The organism is Ochrobactrum sp. PL_is501 (assembly GCF_055816895.1).
In genome coordinates, this window is record NZ_JBVPGR010000036.1 from 437,914 (window position 1) to 459,563 (window position 21,650).

Annotated in this window: 18 protein-coding genes; 14 read left to right on the forward strand and 4 right to left on the reverse strand. The window is 58.6% G+C overall.

What is annotated here, in order from left to right; all coding sequences use genetic code 11:
- Nucleotides 1–350: 350 nt before the first annotated feature.
- The 7 genes from sppA (at nucleotide 351) to olsB (ending at nucleotide 5,805) form a co-directional block, all read left to right on the forward strand.
- Nucleotides 351–1,322, forward strand: coding sequence for a signal peptide peptidase SppA (sppA, locus tag AC0TOF_RS15465; protein ID WP_473768910.1), 972 nt, complete (start codon nucleotides 351–353; stop codon nucleotides 1,320–1,322).
- Nucleotides 1,323–1,394: 72 nt separating this feature from the next.
- Nucleotides 1,395–1,679: an integration host factor subunit beta gene (locus tag AC0TOF_RS15470; protein ID WP_004687882.1), complete on the forward strand. Its 285-nt coding sequence runs from the start codon at nucleotides 1,395–1,397 to the stop codon at nucleotides 1,677–1,679.
- A gap of 8 nt (nucleotides 1,680–1,687) precedes the next feature.
- On the forward strand, nucleotides 1,688–2,011 hold the full coding sequence (locus tag AC0TOF_RS15475; RefSeq protein WP_122003057.1) for a LapA family protein: 324 nt from the start codon (nucleotides 1,688–1,690) through the stop codon (nucleotides 2,009–2,011).
- Nucleotides 2,012–2,157: 146 nt separating this feature from the next.
- Entirely contained in the window at nucleotides 2,158–3,282 is a 1,125-nt protein-coding gene (locus AC0TOF_RS15480) for an RsmD family RNA methyltransferase (protein ID WP_473768911.1), read from the forward strand.
- Nucleotides 3,279–4,139: a TrmH family RNA methyltransferase gene (locus AC0TOF_RS15485; RefSeq protein WP_122003055.1), complete on the forward strand. Its 861-nt coding sequence runs from the start codon at nucleotides 3,279–3,281 to the stop codon at nucleotides 4,137–4,139. Before AC0TOF_RS15480 ends, AC0TOF_RS15485 begins: the two co-directional genes overlap by 4 nt.
- A 2-nt stretch (nucleotides 4,140–4,141) precedes the next feature.
- Nucleotides 4,142–4,624, forward strand: coding sequence for a signal peptidase II (lspA, locus tag AC0TOF_RS15490; RefSeq protein ID WP_473768912.1), 483 nt, complete (start codon nucleotides 4,142–4,144; stop codon nucleotides 4,622–4,624).
- 287 nt (nucleotides 4,625–4,911) lie between these two features.
- Nucleotides 4,912–5,805 (forward strand): l-ornithine N(alpha)-acyltransferase, encoded by an 894-nt coding sequence (gene olsB, locus AC0TOF_RS15495; RefSeq protein ID WP_473768913.1) that lies wholly within the window; start codon nucleotides 4,912–4,914, stop codon nucleotides 5,803–5,805.
- 163 nt (nucleotides 5,806–5,968) lie between these two features.
- On the opposite strand, the gene mutS is transcribed toward olsB, so the two are convergent.
- On the reverse strand, nucleotides 5,969–8,698 hold the full coding sequence (gene mutS, locus AC0TOF_RS15500) for a DNA mismatch repair protein MutS (RefSeq protein ID WP_473768914.1): 2,730 nt from the start codon (nucleotides 8,696–8,698) through the stop codon (nucleotides 5,969–5,971).
- 155 nt (nucleotides 8,699–8,853) lie between these two features.
- On the opposite strand from mutS, the gene AC0TOF_RS15505 reads away from it, so the two are divergent.
- The 6 genes from AC0TOF_RS15505 (at nucleotide 8,854) to AC0TOF_RS15530 (ending at nucleotide 18,104) form a co-directional block, all read left to right on the forward strand.
- Nucleotides 8,854–11,148, forward strand: coding sequence for an NADP-dependent malic enzyme (locus AC0TOF_RS15505; protein ID WP_473768915.1), 2,295 nt, complete (start codon nucleotides 8,854–8,856; stop codon nucleotides 11,146–11,148).
- A gap of 130 nt (nucleotides 11,149–11,278) precedes the next feature.
- Nucleotides 11,279–14,083: a [protein-PII] uridylyltransferase gene (locus tag AC0TOF_RS15510; RefSeq protein ID WP_473768916.1), complete on the forward strand. Its 2,805-nt coding sequence runs from the start codon at nucleotides 11,279–11,281 to the stop codon at nucleotides 14,081–14,083.
- A 12-nt stretch (nucleotides 14,084–14,095) separates the two neighbouring features.
- On the forward strand, nucleotides 14,096–15,685 hold the full coding sequence (murJ, locus tag AC0TOF_RS15515; RefSeq protein WP_473768917.1) for a murein biosynthesis integral membrane protein MurJ: 1,590 nt from the start codon (nucleotides 14,096–14,098) through the stop codon (nucleotides 15,683–15,685).
- A gap of 94 nt (nucleotides 15,686–15,779) precedes the next feature.
- Nucleotides 15,780–16,847 (forward strand): tryptophan--tRNA ligase, encoded by a 1,068-nt coding sequence (gene trpS, locus AC0TOF_RS15520; protein WP_473768918.1) that lies wholly within the window; start codon nucleotides 15,780–15,782, stop codon nucleotides 16,845–16,847.
- 88 nt (nucleotides 16,848–16,935) lie between these two features.
- Complete coding sequence (locus tag AC0TOF_RS15525) at nucleotides 16,936–17,424, forward strand: universal stress protein (protein ID WP_122003048.1); 489 nt, start codon at nucleotides 16,936–16,938, stop codon at nucleotides 17,422–17,424.
- Between the two features lie 110 nt (nucleotides 17,425–17,534).
- Nucleotides 17,535–18,104 (forward strand): NifU family protein, encoded by a 570-nt coding sequence (locus AC0TOF_RS15530; RefSeq protein WP_473768919.1) that lies wholly within the window; start codon nucleotides 17,535–17,537, stop codon nucleotides 18,102–18,104.
- Between the two features lie 54 nt (nucleotides 18,105–18,158).
- On the opposite strand, the gene AC0TOF_RS15535 is transcribed toward AC0TOF_RS15530, so the two are convergent.
- The gene (locus AC0TOF_RS15535; protein ID WP_473768920.1) at nucleotides 18,159–18,779 is read right to left on the reverse strand and encodes a L,D-transpeptidase; all 621 of its coding nucleotides are present in this window, start codon (nucleotides 18,777–18,779) and stop codon (nucleotides 18,159–18,161) included.
- A gap of 237 nt (nucleotides 18,780–19,016) precedes the next feature.
- Here AC0TOF_RS15535 and AC0TOF_RS15540 point away from each other — a divergent pair, with 237 nt between their 5' ends.
- Nucleotides 19,017–19,511, forward strand: a complete 495-nt coding sequence (locus AC0TOF_RS15540) for an MmcB family DNA repair protein (protein WP_473768921.1) — start codon at nucleotides 19,017–19,019, stop codon at nucleotides 19,509–19,511.
- A 6-nt stretch (nucleotides 19,512–19,517) separates the two neighbouring features.
- Here the strand turns inward: AC0TOF_RS15540 and regA are convergent, their stop codons facing one another.
- Together regA and AC0TOF_RS15550 are read right to left on the reverse strand one after the other, a co-directional pair.
- Nucleotides 19,518–20,081, reverse strand: coding sequence for a global response regulator transcription factor RegA (gene regA, locus AC0TOF_RS15545; protein ID WP_122003044.1), 564 nt, complete (start codon nucleotides 20,079–20,081; stop codon nucleotides 19,518–19,520).
- A 196-nt stretch (nucleotides 20,082–20,277) separates the two neighbouring features.
- Nucleotides 20,278–21,570: an ActS/PrrB/RegB family redox-sensitive histidine kinase gene (locus AC0TOF_RS15550; RefSeq protein WP_122003043.1), complete on the reverse strand. Its 1,293-nt coding sequence runs from the start codon at nucleotides 21,568–21,570 to the stop codon at nucleotides 20,278–20,280.
- Nucleotides 21,571–21,650: the final 80 nt, after the last annotated feature.

Consider the following 21,650-nt stretch of genomic DNA (forward strand, 5'->3'; position numbering starts at 1 on the left):
CACCACACCCGCCTCGGAAATAAAGAGCAGGAGCGGATTATGCCTTTGATAATTCAGCCCAATTTTCACTCCATCGATCCCTGATGGAATGCTAATCAACTCTTTGATATCACAAATCCGGACCGAATTACAGCCGGGCGTGATGCCACCATGAAAGCTGAGCTGACAACAAACCGGGAATCGCGCGCAGCGTCATTACAATATACATCCAGATAACGGAGCATTTCGCGAAACACGAACGATTTCCGGTCAGTCCCATTTTTCGAAGATACTTGCCGCGTGTCCTCATTCGAGGCAAAAGGTGAATGCCAAGCGCAAACCACGCTATTTGAACCAATGGATGGACGGGAATGGCTCAAGACGCCGAAGCAATCATCGAACGCCGCAAACTGCGCAGAAAGCTGACCGTCTGGCGTGCAGCCTTCCTTCTTCTGATCGCAGCCGTGATTGCCGTCTTCGCTTCATGGTCCATGCGCGGCGCGAATTTCAGCCAGCCGCATATCGCCAAGGTTCGCATCGAGGGCACCATCTTCGAGAATGAGGAGTTGCTGAAGCGCCTCGACAAGATCGCCAAGGACGATGCCGTCAAAGGCGTGATTCTGGTTCTCGATTCGCCGGGCGGAACGACGGTTGGCGGCGAAGCCATTTTCGAAGCCGTGCGCAAGATTGCCGAGAAAAAGCCGGTCGTGACGCAGGTGGGCACGCTCGCTGCCTCCGCCGGTTACATGATTGCCAGTGCATCCGATCACATCATCGCGCGACAGACATCCATCGTCGGCTCCATCGGGGTTCTGTTTCAATATCCGGACGTCTCGAAGCTGCTCGATACGATCGGCGTGAAGGTTGAAACCATCAAGTCTTCGCCGCTCAAGGCGGAACCCAATTATTTCAGCCCGGCCAGCGAAGAGGCCAAGGGCATGATCAGCAACATGATCATGGATTCCTATGCGTGGTTCGTCGATATTGTCGAAAAACGCCGTTCTTTCACGCATGAACAGGCACTCGCACTTGCCAATGGTGCGGTTTTTACCGGACGGCAGGCGCTGGACAAAAAGCTGATCGACGGGCTGGGCGGTGAAGAGGAAGCCGTGGCCTGGCTTGCAGGCAAGGGGCTGTCGAAGGATCTGCCTCGCCTGGAATGGAAACCGGTCAGCGGCGAAACCGGTTTTTCCCTGCGCGATCTCATCATTCACGCCGGTGCGCGCCTTATCGGCGCGCCACAGGAAGCCGATGGCATGTTGAAGCAGATCGCCAGGGAGCGCATCTTTCTTGACGGACTTCTTTCGGTTTGGCACGTTGACGGTACGCCTGAAACGAATTGACGCCAGCCGGGCACACGAACAATATCCGGTAGCTGCCGGATGAAACAAACAGAAGAACAGGGGTTTAAAGCCGTGATCAAATCGGAACTCGTTCAGATTATCGCCAGCCGCAATCCGCATCTCTTTCAGCGCGATGTCGAAAACATCGTGGGCGCGGTATTCGACGAGATCACCAATGCACTTGCCGAAGGCAATCGCGTTGAGCTGCGTGGCTTCGGCGCCTTTTCGGTGAAAAACCGCCCTGCCCGCAGCGGCCGCAATCCGCGTACCGGTGAAACGGTGGACGTGGAAGAAAAGTGGGTTCCCTTCTTCAAGACCGGCAAGGAACTGCGCGACCGTCTCAACGGCGCAGTCTGATAGACGCTATGGCGGCAAAACGCATCATCGCCATCATCGTTCTTGTACCGCTCGCCGTCGTTCTGATTGCGTTGTCGGTTGCCAATCGTGCGTCGGTGCAATTCACGGTCGATCCGTTCAATCCGGGCAATCCGGCGCTATCCTATAATGCGCCTCTGTTCCTGTGGCTTTTTGGTGCGCTCCTTCTTGGCGTTGTCATCGGTTCTCTGGTGACGTGGCTCACTCAGGGCAAGCATCGACGCAAGGAGCGGATGTACAAGCAGGAGGCGGCTCGCCTGCTTGAGCGCAGCACAGCCGCCGAAAAGCGCAATATATCGGTCGTGAATTCCTGAAACGGCCGTCATTCTCGAACCCGGAAGCAAAACTTCCGGGTTTCGTGCCTTGAAAAGCCTTTTGTGCGCGATTGGACGACGTTTTCCCCTTTCGCACCGGCGCTGTTTATCCTACCTAGACCCAATCACGATGATTGGAGTTTCGGGTGAAAGCGCCAAAGGGAAAAGGCAAAAAGCCGTCGGGCGGCAAGCAGGAACGCAGTTTTGAGCGCGCGAGACATGATGCGCCGCGTCCTGAAGGTAAATTTGATAATAAAGGTTCGTCCTTCAAAAAGCCGCGCCCGCAATTCGCCAAGGCTGCACCCAAGCCCGTAGACGACAAGCCCGTTACCCCGCTTCGCGAAATCAAGCCTTATGCCGGTGCGCGTCCGGCGGAAAGACTGCCGCTCATTCTCGAAACGGAACCTTCGCCCGATTATGCGCTGCTCGACAGCGGCAACGGGTTGAAGCTCGAGCAATATGGCCCCTATCGCATCGTGCGCCCGGAAGGTCAGGCGATCTGGCTGCCGAGCCTGCCGCAAAAAGAGTGGGATCAGGCGGACGCCGTCTTCACCGGCAACACCGATGAGGAAGGCATGGGGCGCTGGGCGTTCCCGAAAGTGCCGCTCGGTGAAACATGGCCGATGCAGCACGACGGTATTTCCTTTCATGGCCGGTTCACCTCATTCCGCCATGTCGGCGTGTTCCCCGAACAGGCCGCGCACTGGTCATTCATGGACGGGCTTATCCGCGAAGGTGTAAAGTCCGGACGAAGCGTGAAGGTGCTCAATCTTTTTGGCTATACGGGCGTGGCCTCGCTGGTGGCGGCACGGGCTGGCGCGGAAGTGACCCATGTGGACGCATCCAAGAAAGCCATTTTATGGGCGCGTGAAAATCAGGAAATGGCCGGGCTTTCCGACAAGCCGGTCCGCTGGATTTGCGAAGACGCGATGAAATTCGTGCAGCGCGAGGAGCGGCGCGGCAGCTTCTATGACATCATCCTGCTTGACCCGCCTGCCTATGGACGCGGCCCGAGCGGCGAGGTCTGGCAATTGTTCGAGCATCTGCCTGCCATGGTGGATACATGCCGGTCGATCATGACGCCAAAGCCGCTCGCCGTCATCCTGACAGCCTATTCCATCCGCGCATCCTTCTTCGCCATTCACGAGCTAATGCGCGACCGTTTCACCGGTCTTGGCGGGACAGTCGAATCGGGTGAACTTATCCTGCGTGAACGGGCGGCAGGACGCGCACTTTCCACTTCCATGTTCAGCCGCTGGGTAGCCAAATGAGCCGTGACGACGATTTTTCCAAAAGCCCCCGGGTGGGTCAGGTCAAGGAAGTTACCAGCCTTACCAATCCCATTGTGAAGGACCTTCGCTCGCTGGCGCTGAAAAAATTCCGTGACCAGCAGGGCGTGTTTCTGGCCGAAGGGCTGAAGCTTGTCATCGACGCGCTGGAACAGGACTGGCGCATCAAGACGCTGGTCTTCGCCAAATCCGGCAAGGGCAACAAAATGGTCGAGCAGGTCGCCGCCCGCACATTCGCCAAGGGCGGACTGGTGCTGGAAGTGACCGAAAAGATCATGGCCGCCATTACGCGGCGTGACAATCCGCAAATGGTGGTTGGCGTCTTCGAGCAGCAATATCGCCCGCTTGCAAGCCTCAAGCCGAAAGGCAACGACGTTTATATCGCGCTCGACCGCGTGCGCGACCCCGGCAATCTTGGCACCGTCATCCGTACCGCCGATGCGGTTGGCGCCAAGGGCGTTATTCTGATTGGCGACACCACCGACCCCTATTCGCTGGAAACCGTGCGCGCCACCATGGGGTCGGTCTTTTCCATGCCGCTCTACAAGGTGAGTGAAGCCGATTTTCTCAACTGGCGCAAAGGCGTTTCCGGCCTAGTCGTCGGCACCCATCTGAAAGGCGCCGTCGACTACCGCACCATTCCCTATGCCAACAAACCCGTGGTCTTGATGATGGGCAACGAACAGCAGGGCTTGCCGGACAGCCTTGCCGATACGTGCGACAAGCTAGCCCGCATTCCCCAAGCAGGACGCGCAGATTCTCTTAATCTCGCAATTGCCACCGGCGTCATGCTGTACGAAATTCGTCGCGACGCGCTCACGCTCGATGAAAGGGCTTAGGGATGAAGCGGCATGCGGTCTGGTCCTCGCTTTTTGTCGTCATCCTCACGGTGCTGATCGATCAGGGCGTCAAGCATCTGGTGGAAACACGGATGGGCTACGGCCAGCAGATCGACCTGCTGCCATTCCTCGCATTGTTCCGGACGCACAATGAAGGCATCGCCTTTTCCATGCTCGCCTGGCTGCATGATTGGGGACTGGTGGCAATCACCGCCGCAGTTATCCTGTTCGTGCTCTACCTGTGGTGGACCAACGCGCCGGACCGCATTTTCGCGCGCTACGGTTTCGCGCTGGTCGTTGGCGGTGCAATCGGCAATCTCATCGACCGTGTGATGCATGGCTATGTGGTCGATTATATCCTGTTCCATCTGCCGACATGGTCATTCGCTGTTTTCAACCTCGCCGATACGTTCATAACCATCGGCGCTGGGCTTATCATTCTGGAAGAATTTCTCGGCTGGCGGCGCGAGCGGGCCACCCGCTGACGGCCATCCGCTGACGGGACGGCTTGAACAGTTTCTGCCTTTCGCATAATTTGATCGCGTGAAATTAAAAGCTTTTTGAAGGGGATAAGGTCCGGCCACTCGAATTGACACATTGGTGACATGCTTCTGTCATCCTCGCGTAGCACTGAATCTGTAATGCTTCGGCCGAACTGGACGCCCGTCCTTTCAATCAGGGCGGACGAAGGCTGGAATTGGCGGCTCTCGCTGAAATATCAGTGGGAAAGCCATTCAGGAATACGGGAATAGGCAAATCAGGAGCCATCATCATGACAGTACTGCTTGGAATGGACCAGCAAATCATTGATGATACGGTCATGTCAGGCTTAGAAGCACAACAGGCGCTGTTTGCGTCCGGCGGCGACCCCATTGTTCTGGGGCGCATCGGATCGCTGGAAGTACGGCTTGCCAATTCACGCGAGGCCGTGGAAGCCGCGCAGGAATTGCGCTTTCGCGTCTTCTTCGACGAAATGGGTGCGCGCCGGGAGAGCATAGAAGCCGTGGAGCTTCGCGATGCCGACCGCTTTGACGCCATTTGCGATCACCTTCTCGTTTACGATACCGCCCTTCCCGTGCCGGAACACCAGCAGATTGTCGGCACCTATCGCCTGATGCGCAGCGATCAGGCGGAAAAGGCGCTCGGCTTCTATTCTGCCGACGAATATGACGTGCAGCGCCTGGCCCTTTCGCGCCCGAATCTTCGTCTGCTTGAACTTGGTCGCTCCTGCGTGAAGGCGGAATACCGTTCCAAGCGTACCGTCGAGCTTTTGTGGCAAGGGGCCTGGGCCTATTGCCGCCGCCATTCCATCGATGTGATGTTCGGCTGCGCGTCGTTCCACGGCGCTGTGCCTGCCGCGCACGCACTCGGCCTGTCCTTCCTTCATCACAATTGCCGGGCCACCGATGACTGGGACGTTCGCGCCTTGCCCAATCGTTATCAGGCCATGGACCTGATGCCGAAGGAAGCCATCAACAACAAGGTTGCACTGTTTTCCATGCCGCCTCTGGTGAAGGGATATTTGCGTCTCGGTGCGATGATCGGGGATGGCGCCGTGATCGACGAGGCATTCGGCACCACGGATGTGTTCATCATCCTGCCGATTGAGCGCATCTCCAGCCGTTACATTACGTATTACGGCGCGGAAGCGAACCGTTTTGTGTAGTCTGTAGATATTCCGGTTCACTCCGCTCCGGTTCGCAAACATTACCATTTTCGGCACGTCATACCCAGAATCTCAAACAGACTACCGCGCCCTTCTCCTGAGGTGGGGAGCATAGCCTCATCCTGAGCCTGTCGAAGGATCGAAGGGCGAGGGTCCAGAAACCTCACGCCTTTCCGGCCAGTTCCTTCAATTTGTAGATCAGGTCCAGTGCTTCGCGCGGCGTCAGCTCATCCGGGCTGATGGCGGCGACCGCCTTCGCCAGTTCGCTGTCCTTGGCCCGAACCTGCGGCTTCGGCTTTTCCTGCTGCAAGACGACCGAGAACAGCGGCAAGTCATCAATCAGCTTGTCAGCCTTGCCGGATGTTTCACCGGCTTCGAGCTGGTGCAGCACGTCACGCGCACGGTTGACGACCGCTTCCGGCAGACCAGCAAGACGCGCGACCTGTACGCCATAGGAACGATCGGCGGCACCTTTCGCCACTTCATGCAGGAAGACGACGTCATTGTCCCATTCCTTGACCCGCATGGTGACATTGGAAAGCCGCTCCAGTTTTTCTGAAAGCGCCGTCATTTCATGGAAATGGGTAGCAAACAGCGCACGGCAGCGGTTCTTCTCATGCAGATATTCAACCGCGGCCCAGGCAATGGAAAGTCCGTCGAAAGTCGCCGTACCGCGCCCGATCTCATCAAGAATCACCAGCGAGCGCTCGCCTGCCTGATTGAGGATCGCTGCCGTTTCCACCATTTCGACCATGAAGGTGGAGCGCCCGCGCGCCAGATCGTCCGAAGCACCGACACGGCTGAACAGCCGATCCACGACACCAATCTGCGCGGACCCGGCAGGGACGAAGGAGCCCATCTGCGCAAGAATGGCAATCAGCGCATTCTGGCGCAGGAAGGTCGACTTACCGCCCATGTTCGGGCCGGTGAGAAGCCAGATCGCACCGTTCCCGCCATCCTCTTGCGGAGAGAGATCGCAATCATTGGCAACAAACGGATTGGCCGCCTGCCGCCGCAAAGCCTGCTCGACAACCGGGTGACGACCGGCAACAATGTTGAAGGACAGGCTGTCATCGACCTGCGGGCGGCAATAGCCCTGCTCTTCCGCCAGCACAGCAAGCGCTGCCGAAACGTCGAAAACCGCGAGCGCCGATGCTGCCGCGCGGATGCTGTCGGCATGAGAAACGGCTTCCGCCGTCAGTTCCTCAAACACGGCAAGCTCGATGGACAAGGCGCGGTCGGCGGCATTGGCGATCTTGCTTTCCAGTTCCGCCAGTTCTGTCGTGGTAAAGCGCATGGCATTGGCCATGGTCTGGCGATGGATGAAACGGCCCTTGGCTTCATCCGTACCCGTCATCGCCCCGGCATTGTTGGCCGTCACCTCGATGAAATAGCCAAGCACATTGTTATGCTTGATCTTCAACGACTTGATGCCGGTCTCTTCGATATAGTCGGCTTGCAATCCGGCGATCACCCGGCGCGACTGGTCGCGCAAGGCCCGCATTTCATCGAGTTCGGCATTATAGCCTGCGCGCACGAAACCGCCGTCGCGTTTCAGGAGCGGCAATTCATCAGCCAAAGCCCGGTCGAGATGCGCTGTAAAGATGGCAGGCATGGCGCTGACCGCATCGCGGGCATGGGCCAGCTCGTCGGGCAGCAAAGCGCTTTCCAGCAGGCCTGCAATGGTGTGCGCAGCTTCGAAGCCTCGCGCAAGCGCACCCAGATCGCGCGGCCCGCCGCGCCCGACGGCAAGACGCGAAAGCGCACGCGGCATATCCGGCACGCCTTTCAGTTCAGCCCTCATGGCTTCGCAGAGGCCCGGTTCGCTCAGGAACCAGGAAACAGAATCGAGCCGCAGCGCGATTTCCTTCGGATTGGTCAGTGGCGCGGTCAGACGTTCGGCGAGAAGCCGCGCGCCGCCTCCGGTAACGGTGCGGTCAATGGACTTGAGAAGACTGCCATCGCGACTGCCCGACATGGTGCGCACCAGTTCCAGACTGGCGCGCGTGGCCGGATCGATGAAAATCGTGCCGCCTTCATGCTCGCGCTCGGGCCGCATCAGCGGCGGGCGCTCGGAAATCTGCGTCTTTTCGATATAGGCAATCGCACCGGAAATGGCCGAAAGCTCGGAGCGGCTGAACTGGCCGAAACCATCGAGCGTCGCAACGTTGAAATAGCGCTGGATGCGCGCTTCCGCAGCAGCACTATCGAAGAGGGTCGCCGGTTGCGGCGTCACCGCCTTGCCGACCAGATCGAAGACGGGGCGCAATTCCTCATCGTGGAAGGCGCTGTCGGCCACGACCAGTTCACGCGGGTCCACGCGCATCACATCGGCGAAAAGCCGGTCCGACGTGGTTTCCGCCACGCGAAAAGTTCCAGTCGAAATATCGATCCAGGCGAGCGCCAGCGCCCCATCGCCGCGCGTGCGCCCCATGGCCATCAGGAAATTGGCTTCTGATGGGTCCAGCAGTTTTTCTTCGGTCAGCGTTCCAGGCGTGACGAGGCGGATCACGTCGCGCTTCACCACCGATTTGGAGCCGCGCTTCTTCGCCTCCGCCGGATCTTCCACCTGTTCGCAGACTGCAACCCGGTAGCCTTTGGCGATCAGCTTTTGCAGATAGTCGTCGGCGGCATGGACCGGCACGCCGCACATGGGAATATCCTCGCCCAGATGCTTGCCGCGCTTGGTAAGCGTGATGCCGAGCGCCGCAGATGCCTCCACCGCGTCATCGAAGAACAGCTCGTAGAAATCGCCCATGCGATAAAAGAGCAGCGAATCGACGTTGGCTGCCTTGATCTCGATATATTGTTCCATCATCGGCGTCAGGCGAACGGGTGCCTCGGCGGCATTTTCTTCCGCATCCAACATATGTTCACTCGCCTTCGCTTCCATTGGCAAACCTTCATTTATTGCTTGGCGAACAACGCCAAAGTCATAAAATTTCGTATTCCATCGCTTTTGGATGAATATCTATTCCCGTAAGCGCTGTTTACACAATGCAAGACTGGCGCTATCGAGGTTTTCCCGCAGAGAAAACCGGAGGGAACATGCCAGCCTCGACGCCGAAGGGCAACACATCAGAACGCGCACCCACAGCCAGTGAGAAGGAAGCGCTGGACTTTCACGCGCAGGGTCGTCCGGGCAAGCTGGAGATCAACCCCACCAAGCCCATGACCACGCAGCGCGACCTGTCGCTCGCCTATTCGCCGGGCGTCGCTGTGCCGGTGAAGGCAATCGCCGAAGACGCCGCTCTCGCCTATGATTACACGGCCAAGGGCAATCTGGTCGCCGTCATTTCCAACGGCACCGCCATTCTCGGCCTCGGCAATCTGGGCGCGCTCGCATCGAAGCCGGTCATGGAAGGCAAGGCCGTGCTGTTCAAGCGCTTTGCCGATGTTGACTCCATCGATCTTGAGGTCGATACCACCGATATCGACGCTTTCATCAATGCGGTGCGCTATCTCGGCCCATCGTTTGGCGGCATCAATCTGGAAGATATCAAGGCGCCCGACTGCTTCATCATCGAGCAGCGCCTGCGCGAATTGATGGATATTCCGGTTTTCCACGACGACCAGCACGGAACGGCCATCATCGCCGCCGCCGGCCTCATCAATGCGCTGCACCTGACCGGCCGCGACATGAAGACGACAAAGCTCGTCTGCAATGGCGCGGGGTCGGCGGGCATCGCCTGTATCGAGCTTATCAAGGCGATGGGTTTTGCCCCGGAAAACGTCATCCTGTGCGACACCAAGGGCGTCGTCTATCAGGGCCGCGAAGAGGGCATGAACCAGTGGAAATCGGCGCACGCGGTGAAGACCGACAAGCGGTCGCTCGCCGATGCCCTGAACGGCGCGGACGTGGTGTTCGGCCTTTCGGCCAAAGGCGCTTTCACGGAAGACATGGTCCGCTCCATGGCGCCGAACCCGATCATCTTCGCCATGGCCAATCCCGACCCGGAAGTGACGCCTGAAGAAGTGGCGCGCATCCGTGACGACGCCATCGTTGCTACCGGCCGTTCGGATTATCCGAACCAGGTCAACAATGTGCTTGGCTTCCCCTACATCTTCCGCGGCGCGCTCGACGTGCGCGCGACGACCATCAACGACGCGATGAAAATCGCCGCCGTCAACGCGCTGGCCGAACTCGCCCGTGAGGACGTGCCGGACGACGTGGTTGCCGCCTATCAGGGCAGCCGTCCGCGCTTTGGCCAGAACTATATCATTCCGGTACCGTTCGATCCGCGCCTGCTTGCATCCGTCTCGGCTGCCGTTGCCAAGGCTGCGATGGAAACCGGCGTTGCCGGACGCGCCATTGCCGACATTGAAGGCTACAAGCGCGAACTGTCGGCGCGCCGCGATCCGATCGCCTCGACCCTTCGCGGCATCTATGAACGCGTGCGCCGCCAGCCGAAGCGCATCGTCTTTGCCGAAGGCGAAGAAGAACAGGTGATGCGTGCTGCCGTTTCATACGTCAATCAGGGCCTTGGCACCGCAATTCTGGTGGGCCGCGAGGAACGGGTGCAGGACACAGCCAAGGCTGCCGGTCTTGATCTCGACCGCCCCGGCATTGAAATCATCAATGCGCGCCTGTCGAGCCGCAATGCCGCCTATGCCGACTATCTCTACGAGAAACTCCAGCGCAAGGGCTATCTGACACGCGATTGCCACCGCCTCATCAACAATGACCGCAATCATTTTGCGGCCTGCATGGTGGCGCTTGGCGATGCCGATGGCATGGTGACGGGCGTGACCCGCAACTACGCGACCGGTCTGGACGACGTGCGCCGCGTGATCGATTCCAAGCCCGGCCACCGCGTGGTCGGTGTTTCCATCGCGCTTTGCCGCGGACGCACCGTGTTCATCGCCGATACCGCCGTCCATGAAATGCCAACCGCAGACGAACTTGCCGACATTGCGGTGGAAGCCGCAGGCATGGCGCGCCGCATGGGTTATGTGCCGCGAGTGGCGCTGACCGCCTTCTCGACTTTTGGCCATATGGGCGGTGAACGCTCCGCACGTATCCAGGAAGCCGTCCGCATTCTGGCGACACGCCATGTCGATTTCGAATTCGATGGCGAAATGAGTGCCGATGTGGCGCTGAACCCGAAGCTGATGGAACAATATCCGTTCATCCGCCTGTCGGGTCCGGCCAATGTGATCGTCACGCCGGACAATCACTCGGCCTCGATTGCCGCCGATATGCTGCAGGAACTGGGCGGCGCAACGATCATCGGCCCGTTGCTCGTCGGCCTCGACAAGCCCGCGCAGATCGTCACCATCGGCGCGAAGGATTCCGACATCGTCAACATGGCGGCAATCACCGCCTATAATGCGACGAACTGAAAAAACAGCGAATAACGATGCAAAGGCCGGGGAAACCCGGCCTTTGCTTTTGGATATTCATCGTCGATAAAAGCGGCTATAGGATAGGTTGCCCGCTGTCCTTTCTCCGCAAACCGGATCTACATGCCGCATGAGCGCACACGACCTTAAGCTGGAAGAGATCGTCAATCCCGAAACGCTGCGCCGCAAGCTCAACGAACTGGCGGATTCCACGGACGAAAACTATACCAGCCCGACCGTGCGCAAAGTGGTGCTTCAGGCCCTGAAGGATGCTCTGGTGCGCGGGCGCGCCAATGCGGAAGGCATGCTGATGAAGGATGGCGGCGGCACGCTCTGCGCCAAACGCCTTTCCTTTCTCATGGACACGCTGATCGAGGCGCTATTCGAATTCGCCACCACCAAGGCCTATCCGATGGTCAATCCGTCGAAGGCCGAAAATATGGCTATCGTCGCAGTCGGCGGCTATGGGCGGGGCGGGCTGGCGCCGGGGTCGGATATCGATCTCCTGTTTCTGCTGCCCTACAAGCAGACCCCCTGGGGCGAGCAGGTGGTCGAATACATGCTCTACATGCTGTGGGACATGGGGCTGAAAGTCGGCCATTCCACACGCAATATCGATGAGTGCATCCGTCTGGCGCGCGAGGACATGACGATCCGCACGGCGATCCTCGACGCACGCTTGCTCTCCGGCAACAAGGACCTTTTCAAGACGCTTGTCGCCCGCTTCGATGAGGAAATCGTCAAGGATACCGGCCCCGAATTCATTCAGGCCAAGCTTGCCGAGCGCGACCAGCGCCACCGCAAGGCGGGCGAAACCCGTTATCTGGTCGAGCCGAATGTCAAGGAAGGCAAGGGCGGCCAGCGCGACCTGCACACGCTGTTCTGGATCACCAAATATTTTTATCGCGTCAAGACCAAGGAAGAACTGGTCAAGCTCGGCGTTCTGTCACGCGCCGAGCTGAAGCTGTTCAACAAGGCCGAGGATTTTCTCTGGGCCGTGCGCTGCCACATGCATTTTGCGACACTGAAGGCAGAAGAGCGCCTTTCCTTCGATATACAGCCGGAAATCGCCGAACGCCTTGGCTATACGGCGCACCCCGGCCAGAACTATGTCGAACGCTTCATGAAGCATTACTTTCTGGTGGCGAAGGATGTGGGCGACCTCACCCGCATCATCTGTGCCGCGCTGGAGGAACAGCAAGCCAAGCACGTTCCGGGCTTCAACCGCATCTTCCTCACTTTCTCGCGACGCAAGCGCAAGCTTTCCGCAGACGGCGATTTCGTTTCGGAAAATCACCGCATCAACATCGCGCGGCCGGAGGTTTTCAAGGAAGATCCGGTCAATATCATCCGTCTCTTCCATCTGGCGGACAAGCACGGGCTGGAATTTCATCCCGAAGCGATGCAGCAGCTCACCCGCTCGCTGAAGCTCATCAACGCCGATCTGCGTGAAAATCCCGAAGCCAACAGGCTTTTCCTGGAAGTCCTCGCTTCGCCGCGCAATCCCGAACTCATTTTGCGCCGCATGAACGAATCCGGCGTGCTTGGGAAATTCATTCCGGATTTCGGCAAGATCGTCGCCATGATGCAATTCAACATGTACCACCATTATACGGTGGATGAGCATCTGCTGCGCTGCATCGCCGTGCTGTCGGAAATCGAGCATGGCGAGCTTGAAAACGAACATCCGCTTTCAAACCACCTCATCACCACCGTCAAGCGTGACCGCAACCTGCTTTATGTAGCGCTGCTCCTGCACGACATCGCCAAGGGGCGCCCGGAGGACCACTCGGTTGCCGGTGCGCGCATCGCCCGCAGGCTTGGACCGCGCTTCGGCCTTACCCCCGCCGAAACCGAAACCGTCGAATGGCTTGTGCGCGAACATCTGACCATGAGCATGGTGGCGCAGTCTCGTGATCTCAATGATCGCAAGACCATCATAGACTTTGCCGACATGGTACAGACCATGGAGCGGTTGAAGCTTCTCCTGATCCTGACGGTCTGCGACATCAAGGCGGTCGGCCCTGGCGTGTGGAATGGCTGGAAGGGCCAGCTTCTGCGCACGCTCTTCTATGAAACCGAACTGGTTTTAACCGGCGGCTTTTCGGAACTGTCCCGCGCCGACCGCGACCGGCAGGCACGGCAGGCGCTTGCCGGAAAACTGGCCGACTGGCCATCGGATGAGCGCGAAGCCTATCTCGATCTGCATTATCAAAACTACCTCTTTACAGTCAGCCTTGAGGATCAGGTCCGGCACGCCCATTTCATTCGGGAAGCCGACCGCAACCAGCGGGCTCTGGCCACCATGGCCAAGCCGCATACATTCGAGGCCGTGACCGAAATCACGGTGCTGGCGCCCGACCATCCGCGCCTGTTGTCGATCATCACCGGCGCTTGTGCCGCGGCAGGCGGCAATATCGTAGACGCGCAGATTTTCACGACCGGCGACGGGCGCGCGCTGGACACTATTCTCATCAGCCGCGAATTCGATACCGACGACGACGAGCGCCGCCGCGCTGAACGCGTCGGCAAGGTCATCGAGGATGTCCTGTCCGGCAAGGCGCATCTGCCCGACGTGCTGGCCAAGCGCACCAAGCCGAAAAAGGCTGCCAAGGCTTTCAAGGTGGAGCCGCGCGTCGAGATCAATAACACGCTCTCCAACAAGTTCACCGTCATCGAGGTGGAAGGACTGGATCGACCCGGCCTGCTTTCGGAGCTGACCGGCCTTATTTCCGACCTTTCACTGGATATTGCTTCTGCCCATATCACCACGTTTGGCGAGAAGGTGATTGACAGTTTTTACGTAACCGACCTAGTGGGCCACAAGATTTCAAACGCCACCCGCCAGGGCAATATCAGGCGCAAGCTGCTTGGTGTGCTGGGCGCGGAAAATGGCAGCAAGACAAACGGCCGCTCGTCGCAGGCCGCAGCATAGGTTTTTCAGTAAATGAGTTTGGTCAAAAAGTTCGCCACGGTCGCGTCCGGCACGCTGATGAGCCGCATTTTCGGCTTCACGCGCGAGATGTTCATGGCGGCAGCACTTGGCACCGGTCCAGTGGCCGATGCATTCAATGCCGCCTTCCGTTTCCCAAACACATTCCGCAGGCTCTTTGCCGAAGGCGCGTTCAATTCCGCCTTCGTGCCGCTTTTTGCCAAGGAAATCGAAAAGAACGGCATGGACGGCGCACGCCGTTTTTCCGAAGAAGTGTTCGGCGTGCTTTTCACCGTGCTTCTGTTCCTGACCATCGTGATGGAACTTTCCATGCCCTTCATCGTGCGCACGGTCATCGCTCCGGGTTTCACCGACGATCCGGTAAAATTCGACAATACGGTGCGCCTCGCCGTCATCATGTTTCCTTATCTCGCCTGTATGTCGCTTGCTTCGATGATGGGCGGGATGCTCAATTCGCTGCACCGCTATTTCGCCGCGGCCATTGCGCCGGTTTTTCTCAACATCATCCTGATCGGCGTTCTGGCCGTGGCCTGGTGGCGCGGCTATGACGCGCTTTCGGTAGGCTACGGCCTTTCCTGGGGCGTCATGGCTGCGGGCCTGGTTCAGCTTGCCATTGTTTGGATTGCCGTGCGCAATGCAGGCATCAAGATCGGTTTTCGTCGCCCGCGCCTCACCTCCAATGTCAAACGGTTGCTGGTTCTGGCGCTTCCTGCCGCCATCACCGGCGGCATCACGCAGATAAACCTGCTGATCAACACCAACATCGCCTCAGGCATGGAAGGCGCGGTTTCCTCGCTCGTTTATGCAGACCGCATCTATCAGCTTCCGCTCGGCGTCGTCGGCATCGCGGTGGCGACCGTGCTGCTGCCGGAACTGGCGCGCGCGCTGCGCGGCGGGCATATGAAAGAAGCGTCTAACCTGCAGAACCGTTCGGTCGAGTTCACATTGTTTCTGACGCTGCCAGCGGCGGCGGCCCTGCTCGTCATGTCGGAACCCATCGTCCGTCTTCTGTTCGAACGCGGCAAGTTCAGCCCGGACTCCACGCTCGTCGTCTCCAATATTCTGGCGATCTATGGCCTCGGCCTTCCTGCTTTCGTGCTGATAAAAGCGTTCATTCCGGGCTTCTTCGCCCGCGAGGATACCCGCACGCCGATGATCTTTGCCGCCATTTCGGTGGCGGTGAACGTCTCGCTTGCCATCACGCTTTTTCCGCATTTCGGACCAACCGGCATCGCCACCGCTGAAATCGTCGCGGGCTGGGTCAACGCCGTGCTGCTTTTCGCGACACTGGTGAAGCGCGGCCATTGGGGGCAGGATATTCCACTCCTCACCCGCATTCCGCGCCTCCTCGTCGCTGCCGCGATCATGGCTGCCGGCATCCATTTTGCCATCGGCTACTTCGCCTATGAGCTTTCCTCGGCTGCGCCGCTCGTTGTACGGGCGGGAACCGTGACCGCAATCGTGGTCGCCGCAATGGTGGTTTATTTCGGTTTTGCCTTCGGTCTCGGCGGGGCCAATACGGGGATGATCCGCCGCAACATCAAGCGCGGCGCGGCAAAGAAAGCCCCTGAAAGCGAGCAATAATTCGCGCTTGAAAGGCGGCTGCGTCTCTGCGAAAAGACCAGCATTCAAAATCCCCGCTCTCCACCGGCGGGGCTAACTTTTTTAGGAAACGATCATGAGCACGTTCAAACCGCTTGTTTTCTCCGGCGTCCAGCCGACCGGAAATCTTCACCTCGGCAATTATCTCGGGGCGATCAAGCGGTGGGTGGATATGCAGAACACCAACGACTGCATCTATTGCGTCGTGGACATGCACGCCCTGACCGTTTCGCCCGATCCGGCTGAACTGATGCAGTCGACCCGCGAAGTCACCGCAGCTTTCCTCGCCGCTGGCATCGATCCGAAGAAGAGCATCGTCTTCAACCAGAGCCGCGTCATGCAGCATGCGGAACTTGCATGGGTGTTCAACTGCGTCGCGCGTATCGGCTGGATGAGCCGCATGACCCAGTTCAAGGACAAGGCAGGCAAGGACCGCGAAAATGCTTCGCTCGGCCTGTTTGCCTATCCGAGCCTGATGGCCGCCGACATCCTGCTTTATCGCGCCACCGCCGTACCGGTCGGCGAGGACCAGAAGCAGCATCTGGAACTGACCCGCGATATCGCCCAGAAGTTCAACAATGACTATTCCGACCGTATCGCCTCGCTCGGCATCGGTGTGGATATGCAGGTTGGTGACGAGCAGGTATCGGGCTTCTTCCCGCTCACCGAGCCGGTTATTTCCGGCCCGGCAATGCGGATCATGTCGCTGCGCGATGGCACCAAGAAGATGTCGAAATCCGATCCATCGGACCTGTCGCGCATCAACCTGATTGATGACGAAGAGACCATCACCAAGAAAATCCGCAAGGCAAAGACCGATTCCGACGGCCTGCCAACGGAACTCGATGGCCTCGCCGGTCGTCCGGAAGCCGATAATCTGGTTGGCATCTATGCGGCCCTTTCCTCCCAGTCGAAGGAAGATGTGCTGAAGGAATTCGGCGGACGCCAGTTCTCCGAATTCAAGGCATCGCTTGCCGAACTGGCGGTCGCGAAGCTTTCGCCGATCACCCATGAGATGCGCCGACTGGTCGCCGATCCGGCCTACATCGACAGCGTTCTGCGCGATGGCGGCGAGCGGGCTGGCGTGATCGCCGAACAGACCATGCGCCATGTCCGCGACATCGTCGGCTGGTTGCAGAACTGAATTTATTGATCAGCAGGGCGCGTTTCGATCATCGCGCCCTGCCAAATGCCAGCTTGCAGACGATCAATCCCGATGGCAAATTGCGGCCATGGTATCAAAACGACTTAGCCGGGAAGCCGGTCACCGCCGCAAGTTTCTTGCTGTCATCGACGAAACGCCCGAATGCGGGCGCGCCGTTGCCTATGCGGCGCGCCGTGCAAAAAACACGGGCGGCTCGCTCATCCTGCTTTTCGTGATCGATGATTCGGATTTCCAGCAAATTCTGGGCGTGGGCGAAATCATGCGCTCGGAAGCACAGGATCGGGCGCGGGCAGCGCTCGAAAAATTTGCTGCGACCGTGCGTGCCGATCACGGGATCGAGCCTGAAATCAGCATCCGCGAAGGCGAAACCGCCGAAGAACTCATTTGCCTCATCGAGGAAGATCAGGACATCGCCATTCTTGTTCTGGCGGCCGGTTCAGGCAAGGAAGGCCCCGGCCCCCTCGTGCAATCGCTGGCCGGTCGGGCGCAGTTCCCGATCCCGGTGACGGTCATTCCGGCGGGTATGAGCGACGACGACATTGATGCGGTGACGTAATCACCCTATATTGATGACAACTGATACGCGCGAGATCGGGACAGCGCTTGCGTCCATGCGGATCTGTGCTTACGAAAATCGTTCCAAAATCTGAAAGCGGGACAACCGGCATGTTCATCCAGACTGAAACCACGCCCAACCCGGCGACCCTGAAGTTTCTTCCCGGCAAGGTGGTCATGCCGGAAGGCACCGCCGATTTCCGCGATGCCTCCACCGCTGGCAACACCTCGCCGCTTGCGGCCAAGCTCTTTTCGGTTCCGGGCGTAACAGGTGTTTTCTTCGGTTACGACTTCATCACCGTCACCAAGGACGATGGCGAATGGCAGCATCTGAAGCCTGCTATCCTTGGCACGATCATGGAACATTTCATGTCCGGCGCGCCTGCAATGGCCGGCAACAGCAATGCCGATGCCGCCGCCCATGGCGAAGAAGAATTTTTCGATGAAGCCGACGCCGAAACCGTCGAAATCATCAAGGAACTGATCGAAACCCGTGTTCGCCCGGCAGTGGCGCAGGATGGGGGCGATATCACGTTCCGTGGTTTTGAAAATGGCACCGTATTCCTGAACATGAAGGGCGCGTGCTCCGGCTGCCCATCATCGACGGCAACGCTGAAGCACGGTATCCAGAATCTTCTGCGCCATTTCGTGCCGGAAGTGCAGCAGGTCGAACAAATCTGATTTCTATTTGATAGTCATGGAAAAGGCCGCTCGAAGCGGCCTTTTTCGTATCTTTTATTGCTTCACGATCACCTTGGCGCCCTGTTCGGTGCGATCATAAAGATCCATGATGTCCTGGTTCATGAGGCGGATGCAGCCGGAAGACATTGCCTTGCCGATGGACCACCATTCCGGCGTGCCGTGCAGACGATAGCCTGTGTCACCACCTTTGTTGAAGAGATACAAGGCGCGCGCGCCGAGCGGATTGCGCAAGCCCGGGTCCATGCCATTGCGGTATTTTGCCAGCTCCGGCTGGCGCTTGATCATGGCCGAAGGTGGCGTCCAGGTCGGCCATTCCCGCTTCATGGCGACGCGCGCCGTACCGGACCAGCCGAAACCTTCTCGACCCACACCAATGCCGTAACGCATGGCCTTGCCTTCCGGCATGACGAAATAAAGGAACCTTTCCCGCGTATCGACGATGATGGTGCCCGGCTTTTCATCCGTCGGATATTTAACGATCTGACGGCGATATTGCGCCGGTATCTTTTCGTTTGGGATGGCCGGGACGACATAGCCAGCGTCAGTGACAGAAGAATAGGAAGCGGTATAGAAAGTGCCGCCTACGGTCGAGCAGCCTGCCAATGCACCTGCCAGAAAAAGAGCAGTCGTCAAGTTGAAGACGCGAGAATTCATGCATTCCCCCAGATTGGTTCATTCCGTCAATGGGACCGCGATCGGTCGGAGATAGAAGCGAATCGCTCAGTTCCTGCTGAAGATGAGGCAGTATTGTTAACCGTGCGTTAACCGTAAATTGAAAATTCCTTGAAATTGACATTTTTTGGCCATGTTTTGCCATGCTGGTCCGGCCTTCGTGCAGGCAATCCCTTATTTCCGATTGTTTCGATGGAAACCCCGGCACAAAATGCGCCCATGCCCATTGTGATTCCCAATCAGTCCCATCCACTTTCCGACGGTCGGCAGTCGGAGAACGCCATGCTGGTTCGGCGCGGCGTGCAGCGTCTTTTTCTGGAAATGGGGCTTGCGACATTGCCCGAGCTTTCGCTGGCGTCCGGCAGGCGCGCCGACCTGATCGCGGTCAGCCGCAAGGGTGAAATCTGGATTGTGGAAATCAAGTCGTCGATCGAGGACTGGAAGGCGGACCGCAAGTGGCCTGAATATCGCGCTTATTGCGACCGGCTGTTCTTCGCCACCCATCCGGCGGTGCCGAGCGAAATATTTCCGCAAGAATGCGGCTTCATCCTGTCGGACGGATATGGAGCGGAAATTCTGCGCGATGCGCCGGAACATAAATTGCCCGGCGCTACCCGAAAAGCACTGATGTTGCGCTTTGCACGCGCAGGCGCCGCGCGCCTGACAATTGCCGAACTTGCCGGTCTCGATATGCCCGAGACCGAAATGAACTGACCTGATTTAGCGCGGGGCGCGCTTTGCCAGAATGCGCTGCAATGTGCGGCGATGCATGTTGAGCCGGCGTGCGGTCTCGGAAACGTTGCGTTCGCACATTTCGTAGACGCGCTGGATATGTTCCCAGCGTACCCGGTCGGCAGACATCGGATTTTCCGGCGGCGCAACCTTTTCACCCGGACGGCGGGTCAATGCCGCAAAGACTTCATCCGCATCGGCGGGCTTCGACAGATAGTCGATGGCGCCCAGCTTAACGGCATTCACAGCGGTAGCGATATTGCCGTATCCGGTGAGGACGATGGCGCGTGTATCGGCACGGCGCGAACGAATAGCCTCGATGACGTCGAGACCGTTGCCATCGCCGAGCCGCATATCCACGACTGCATAGGCCGGCGCGGCCACCTTGGCGGCGGCAATGCCTTCTTCAACCGATTCCGCAGTCGTGACCTGAAAACCCCGGCTCTCCATGGCGCGGGCAAGGCGCTGCAAGAAGGGCTTGTCGTCATCAACCAGAAGGAGGGTCGGATCGTTGCCTATGGCTTCGGTGTCTTCCTGCTTCAAGTCGTCCATCGGGTGCTTCCTGCCTGTATTTTTCTTTCCTTATTGATACCCCTGCGTCAAAAAGTCAAATAGCCACTGAATTGTTGAAGCAATTTCAACATCAGGCCATTTGTAAGAACATTGTAACCAATTGTATTTGCATCGCTTTTTAAAAAATGACCACGAAGATTTGATGGGAAAATAGCGTTGGCGCCGCAAGCCCGCTTCAGGCGGACGTAAATGCGGAACGCGGCCAGACCACCTTTACCTCCGCGCCCTGCCCCGGATTGTTGCGATTGCGGAAGGTGATATGCGCGCCCGAGCGCTCCAGCAAGGTTTTGGCGATGAACAGGCCAAGGCCGAGGCCGCCGCCATTTCGGGTATTGTCGCGGCTCGTCATATAGGGCTCGCCGATGCGGTCGAGGATTTCCGGTTTGAAACCGTCGCCATCGTCCTGAATAGTCACACTCACATGACCTTCGGTCCAGCCCCAGGTGACATTGACCGTGTCGCGGGCAAAATCGACAGCATTTTCCACCAGATTACCGAGCCCATAAAGCAGGCCCGGATTGCGCCGGGTGACGGGTTCCGGTTTCGGACCTTCCGTTTTTTGCACGTCGATGGTGATGCCGAAGTTGCGGTGCGGCGCGATCACTTCTTCGATCAACGAGGAAAGCGGCAGGCGCGACATATGTTCTTCGCCTTCGGACGATAGGCTGGTCAGCCGCTGAAGAATTTCACGGCAGCGCTGGGTCTGGGAGTGAAGCAGGGCAATGTCTTCGGCAAGGCCCGGATCGGTGGTGCGGGCGCGCTGCATTTCCTTCACCACCAGCGCAATCGTCGCCAGTGGCGTGCCCAGTTCATGCGCTGCGGCCGCAGCAAGCCCGTCCAGCGCCGACAAATGCTGTTCGCGCTGGAGAATAAGTTCGGCCGCACTCAATGCGTCACCAAGCTGCCGCGCTTCCTCGGCGATGCGATAGGCGTACACGCCGGTGAAGCCGAGCGCCGAAATGATGGCGCACCAGATGCCGATCACGAACAGGAACGGCAGGTCCAGTGTTTCGCCCGGATACCAGGGCAGCGGCTCGTGCCGGATGGTTAGCACGGAAGTACAAGCAACCACCAGCAGGGCAAGCACCAGTGTATGTCGCGCCGAAAGCGACGTCGCCGAGATGATGACGGGCACGATCATCAAGACGATGAACGGGTTTTGCAGCCCGCCGGTCAGATAGAGAAGCCCTGCCAGTTGCAGAATGTCGAAAGCCAGCACCAGACTTGCGGCGGCAGGATTTAGCCGGTGGTTGGTCGGAAAGCGAAAAGCCAGATAGAGATTGAGCCAGGCCGAACAGGCGATCAGCGCAAAACAGATGCCGACGGCAAAAGGGAATTGCAGATAGAGCGCCACGAACATGACCGCCGCCGTCTGTCCGGCAATGGCCAGCCAGCGCACCCGTATCAACGTGGTCAGGCGCGGGCGGCGCGAAAGATTGGAAGCGCGATTCTCGAATTCTGCGTGCATGAGGTCCCTCGTCAGGCCCTTATGAGGCAAGCCCGGACCAGAAAGCAAGCGAAACTGCGTTATCCGGTCGCAGGGCGGGA

Coding starts and splice junctions, on each gene's coding strand:
- sppA (WP_473768910.1), top strand. CDS start 351: ATGGCTCAAGACGCCGAAGCAATCATCGAACGCCGCAAACTGCGCAGA.
- AC0TOF_RS15475 (WP_122003057.1), top strand. CDS start 1,688: ATGGCGGCAAAACGCATCATCGCCATCATCGTTCTTGTACCGCTCGCC.
- AC0TOF_RS15485 (WP_122003055.1), top strand. CDS start 3,279: ATGAGCCGTGACGACGATTTTTCCAAAAGCCCCCGGGTGGGTCAGGTC.
- lspA (WP_473768912.1), top strand. CDS start 4,142: ATGAAGCGGCATGCGGTCTGGTCCTCGCTTTTTGTCGTCATCCTCACG.
- olsB (WP_473768913.1), top strand. CDS start 4,912: ATGACAGTACTGCTTGGAATGGACCAGCAAATCATTGATGATACGGTC.
- mutS (WP_473768914.1), bottom strand. CDS start 8,698: ATGGAAGCGAAGGCGAGTGAACATATGTTGGATGCGGAAGAAAATGCC.
- AC0TOF_RS15505 (WP_473768915.1), top strand. CDS start 8,854: ATGCCAGCCTCGACGCCGAAGGGCAACACATCAGAACGCGCACCCACA.
- AC0TOF_RS15510 (WP_473768916.1), top strand. CDS start 11,279: ATGAGCGCACACGACCTTAAGCTGGAAGAGATCGTCAATCCCGAAACG.
- murJ (WP_473768917.1), top strand. CDS start 14,096: ATGAGTTTGGTCAAAAAGTTCGCCACGGTCGCGTCCGGCACGCTGATG.
- trpS (WP_473768918.1), top strand. CDS start 15,780: ATGAGCACGTTCAAACCGCTTGTTTTCTCCGGCGTCCAGCCGACCGGA.
- AC0TOF_RS15525 (WP_122003048.1), top strand. CDS start 16,936: ATGGTATCAAAACGACTTAGCCGGGAAGCCGGTCACCGCCGCAAGTTT.
- AC0TOF_RS15530 (WP_473768919.1), top strand. CDS start 17,535: ATGTTCATCCAGACTGAAACCACGCCCAACCCGGCGACCCTGAAGTTT.
- AC0TOF_RS15535 (WP_473768920.1), bottom strand. CDS start 18,779: ATGAATTCTCGCGTCTTCAACTTGACGACTGCTCTTTTTCTGGCAGGT.
- AC0TOF_RS15540 (WP_473768921.1), top strand. CDS start 19,017: ATGCCCATTGTGATTCCCAATCAGTCCCATCCACTTTCCGACGGTCGG.
- regA (WP_122003044.1), bottom strand. CDS start 20,081: ATGGACGACTTGAAGCAGGAAGACACCGAAGCCATAGGCAACGATCCG.
- AC0TOF_RS15550 (WP_122003043.1), bottom strand. CDS start 21,570: ATGCACGCAGAATTCGAGAATCGCGCTTCCAATCTTTCGCGCCGCCCG.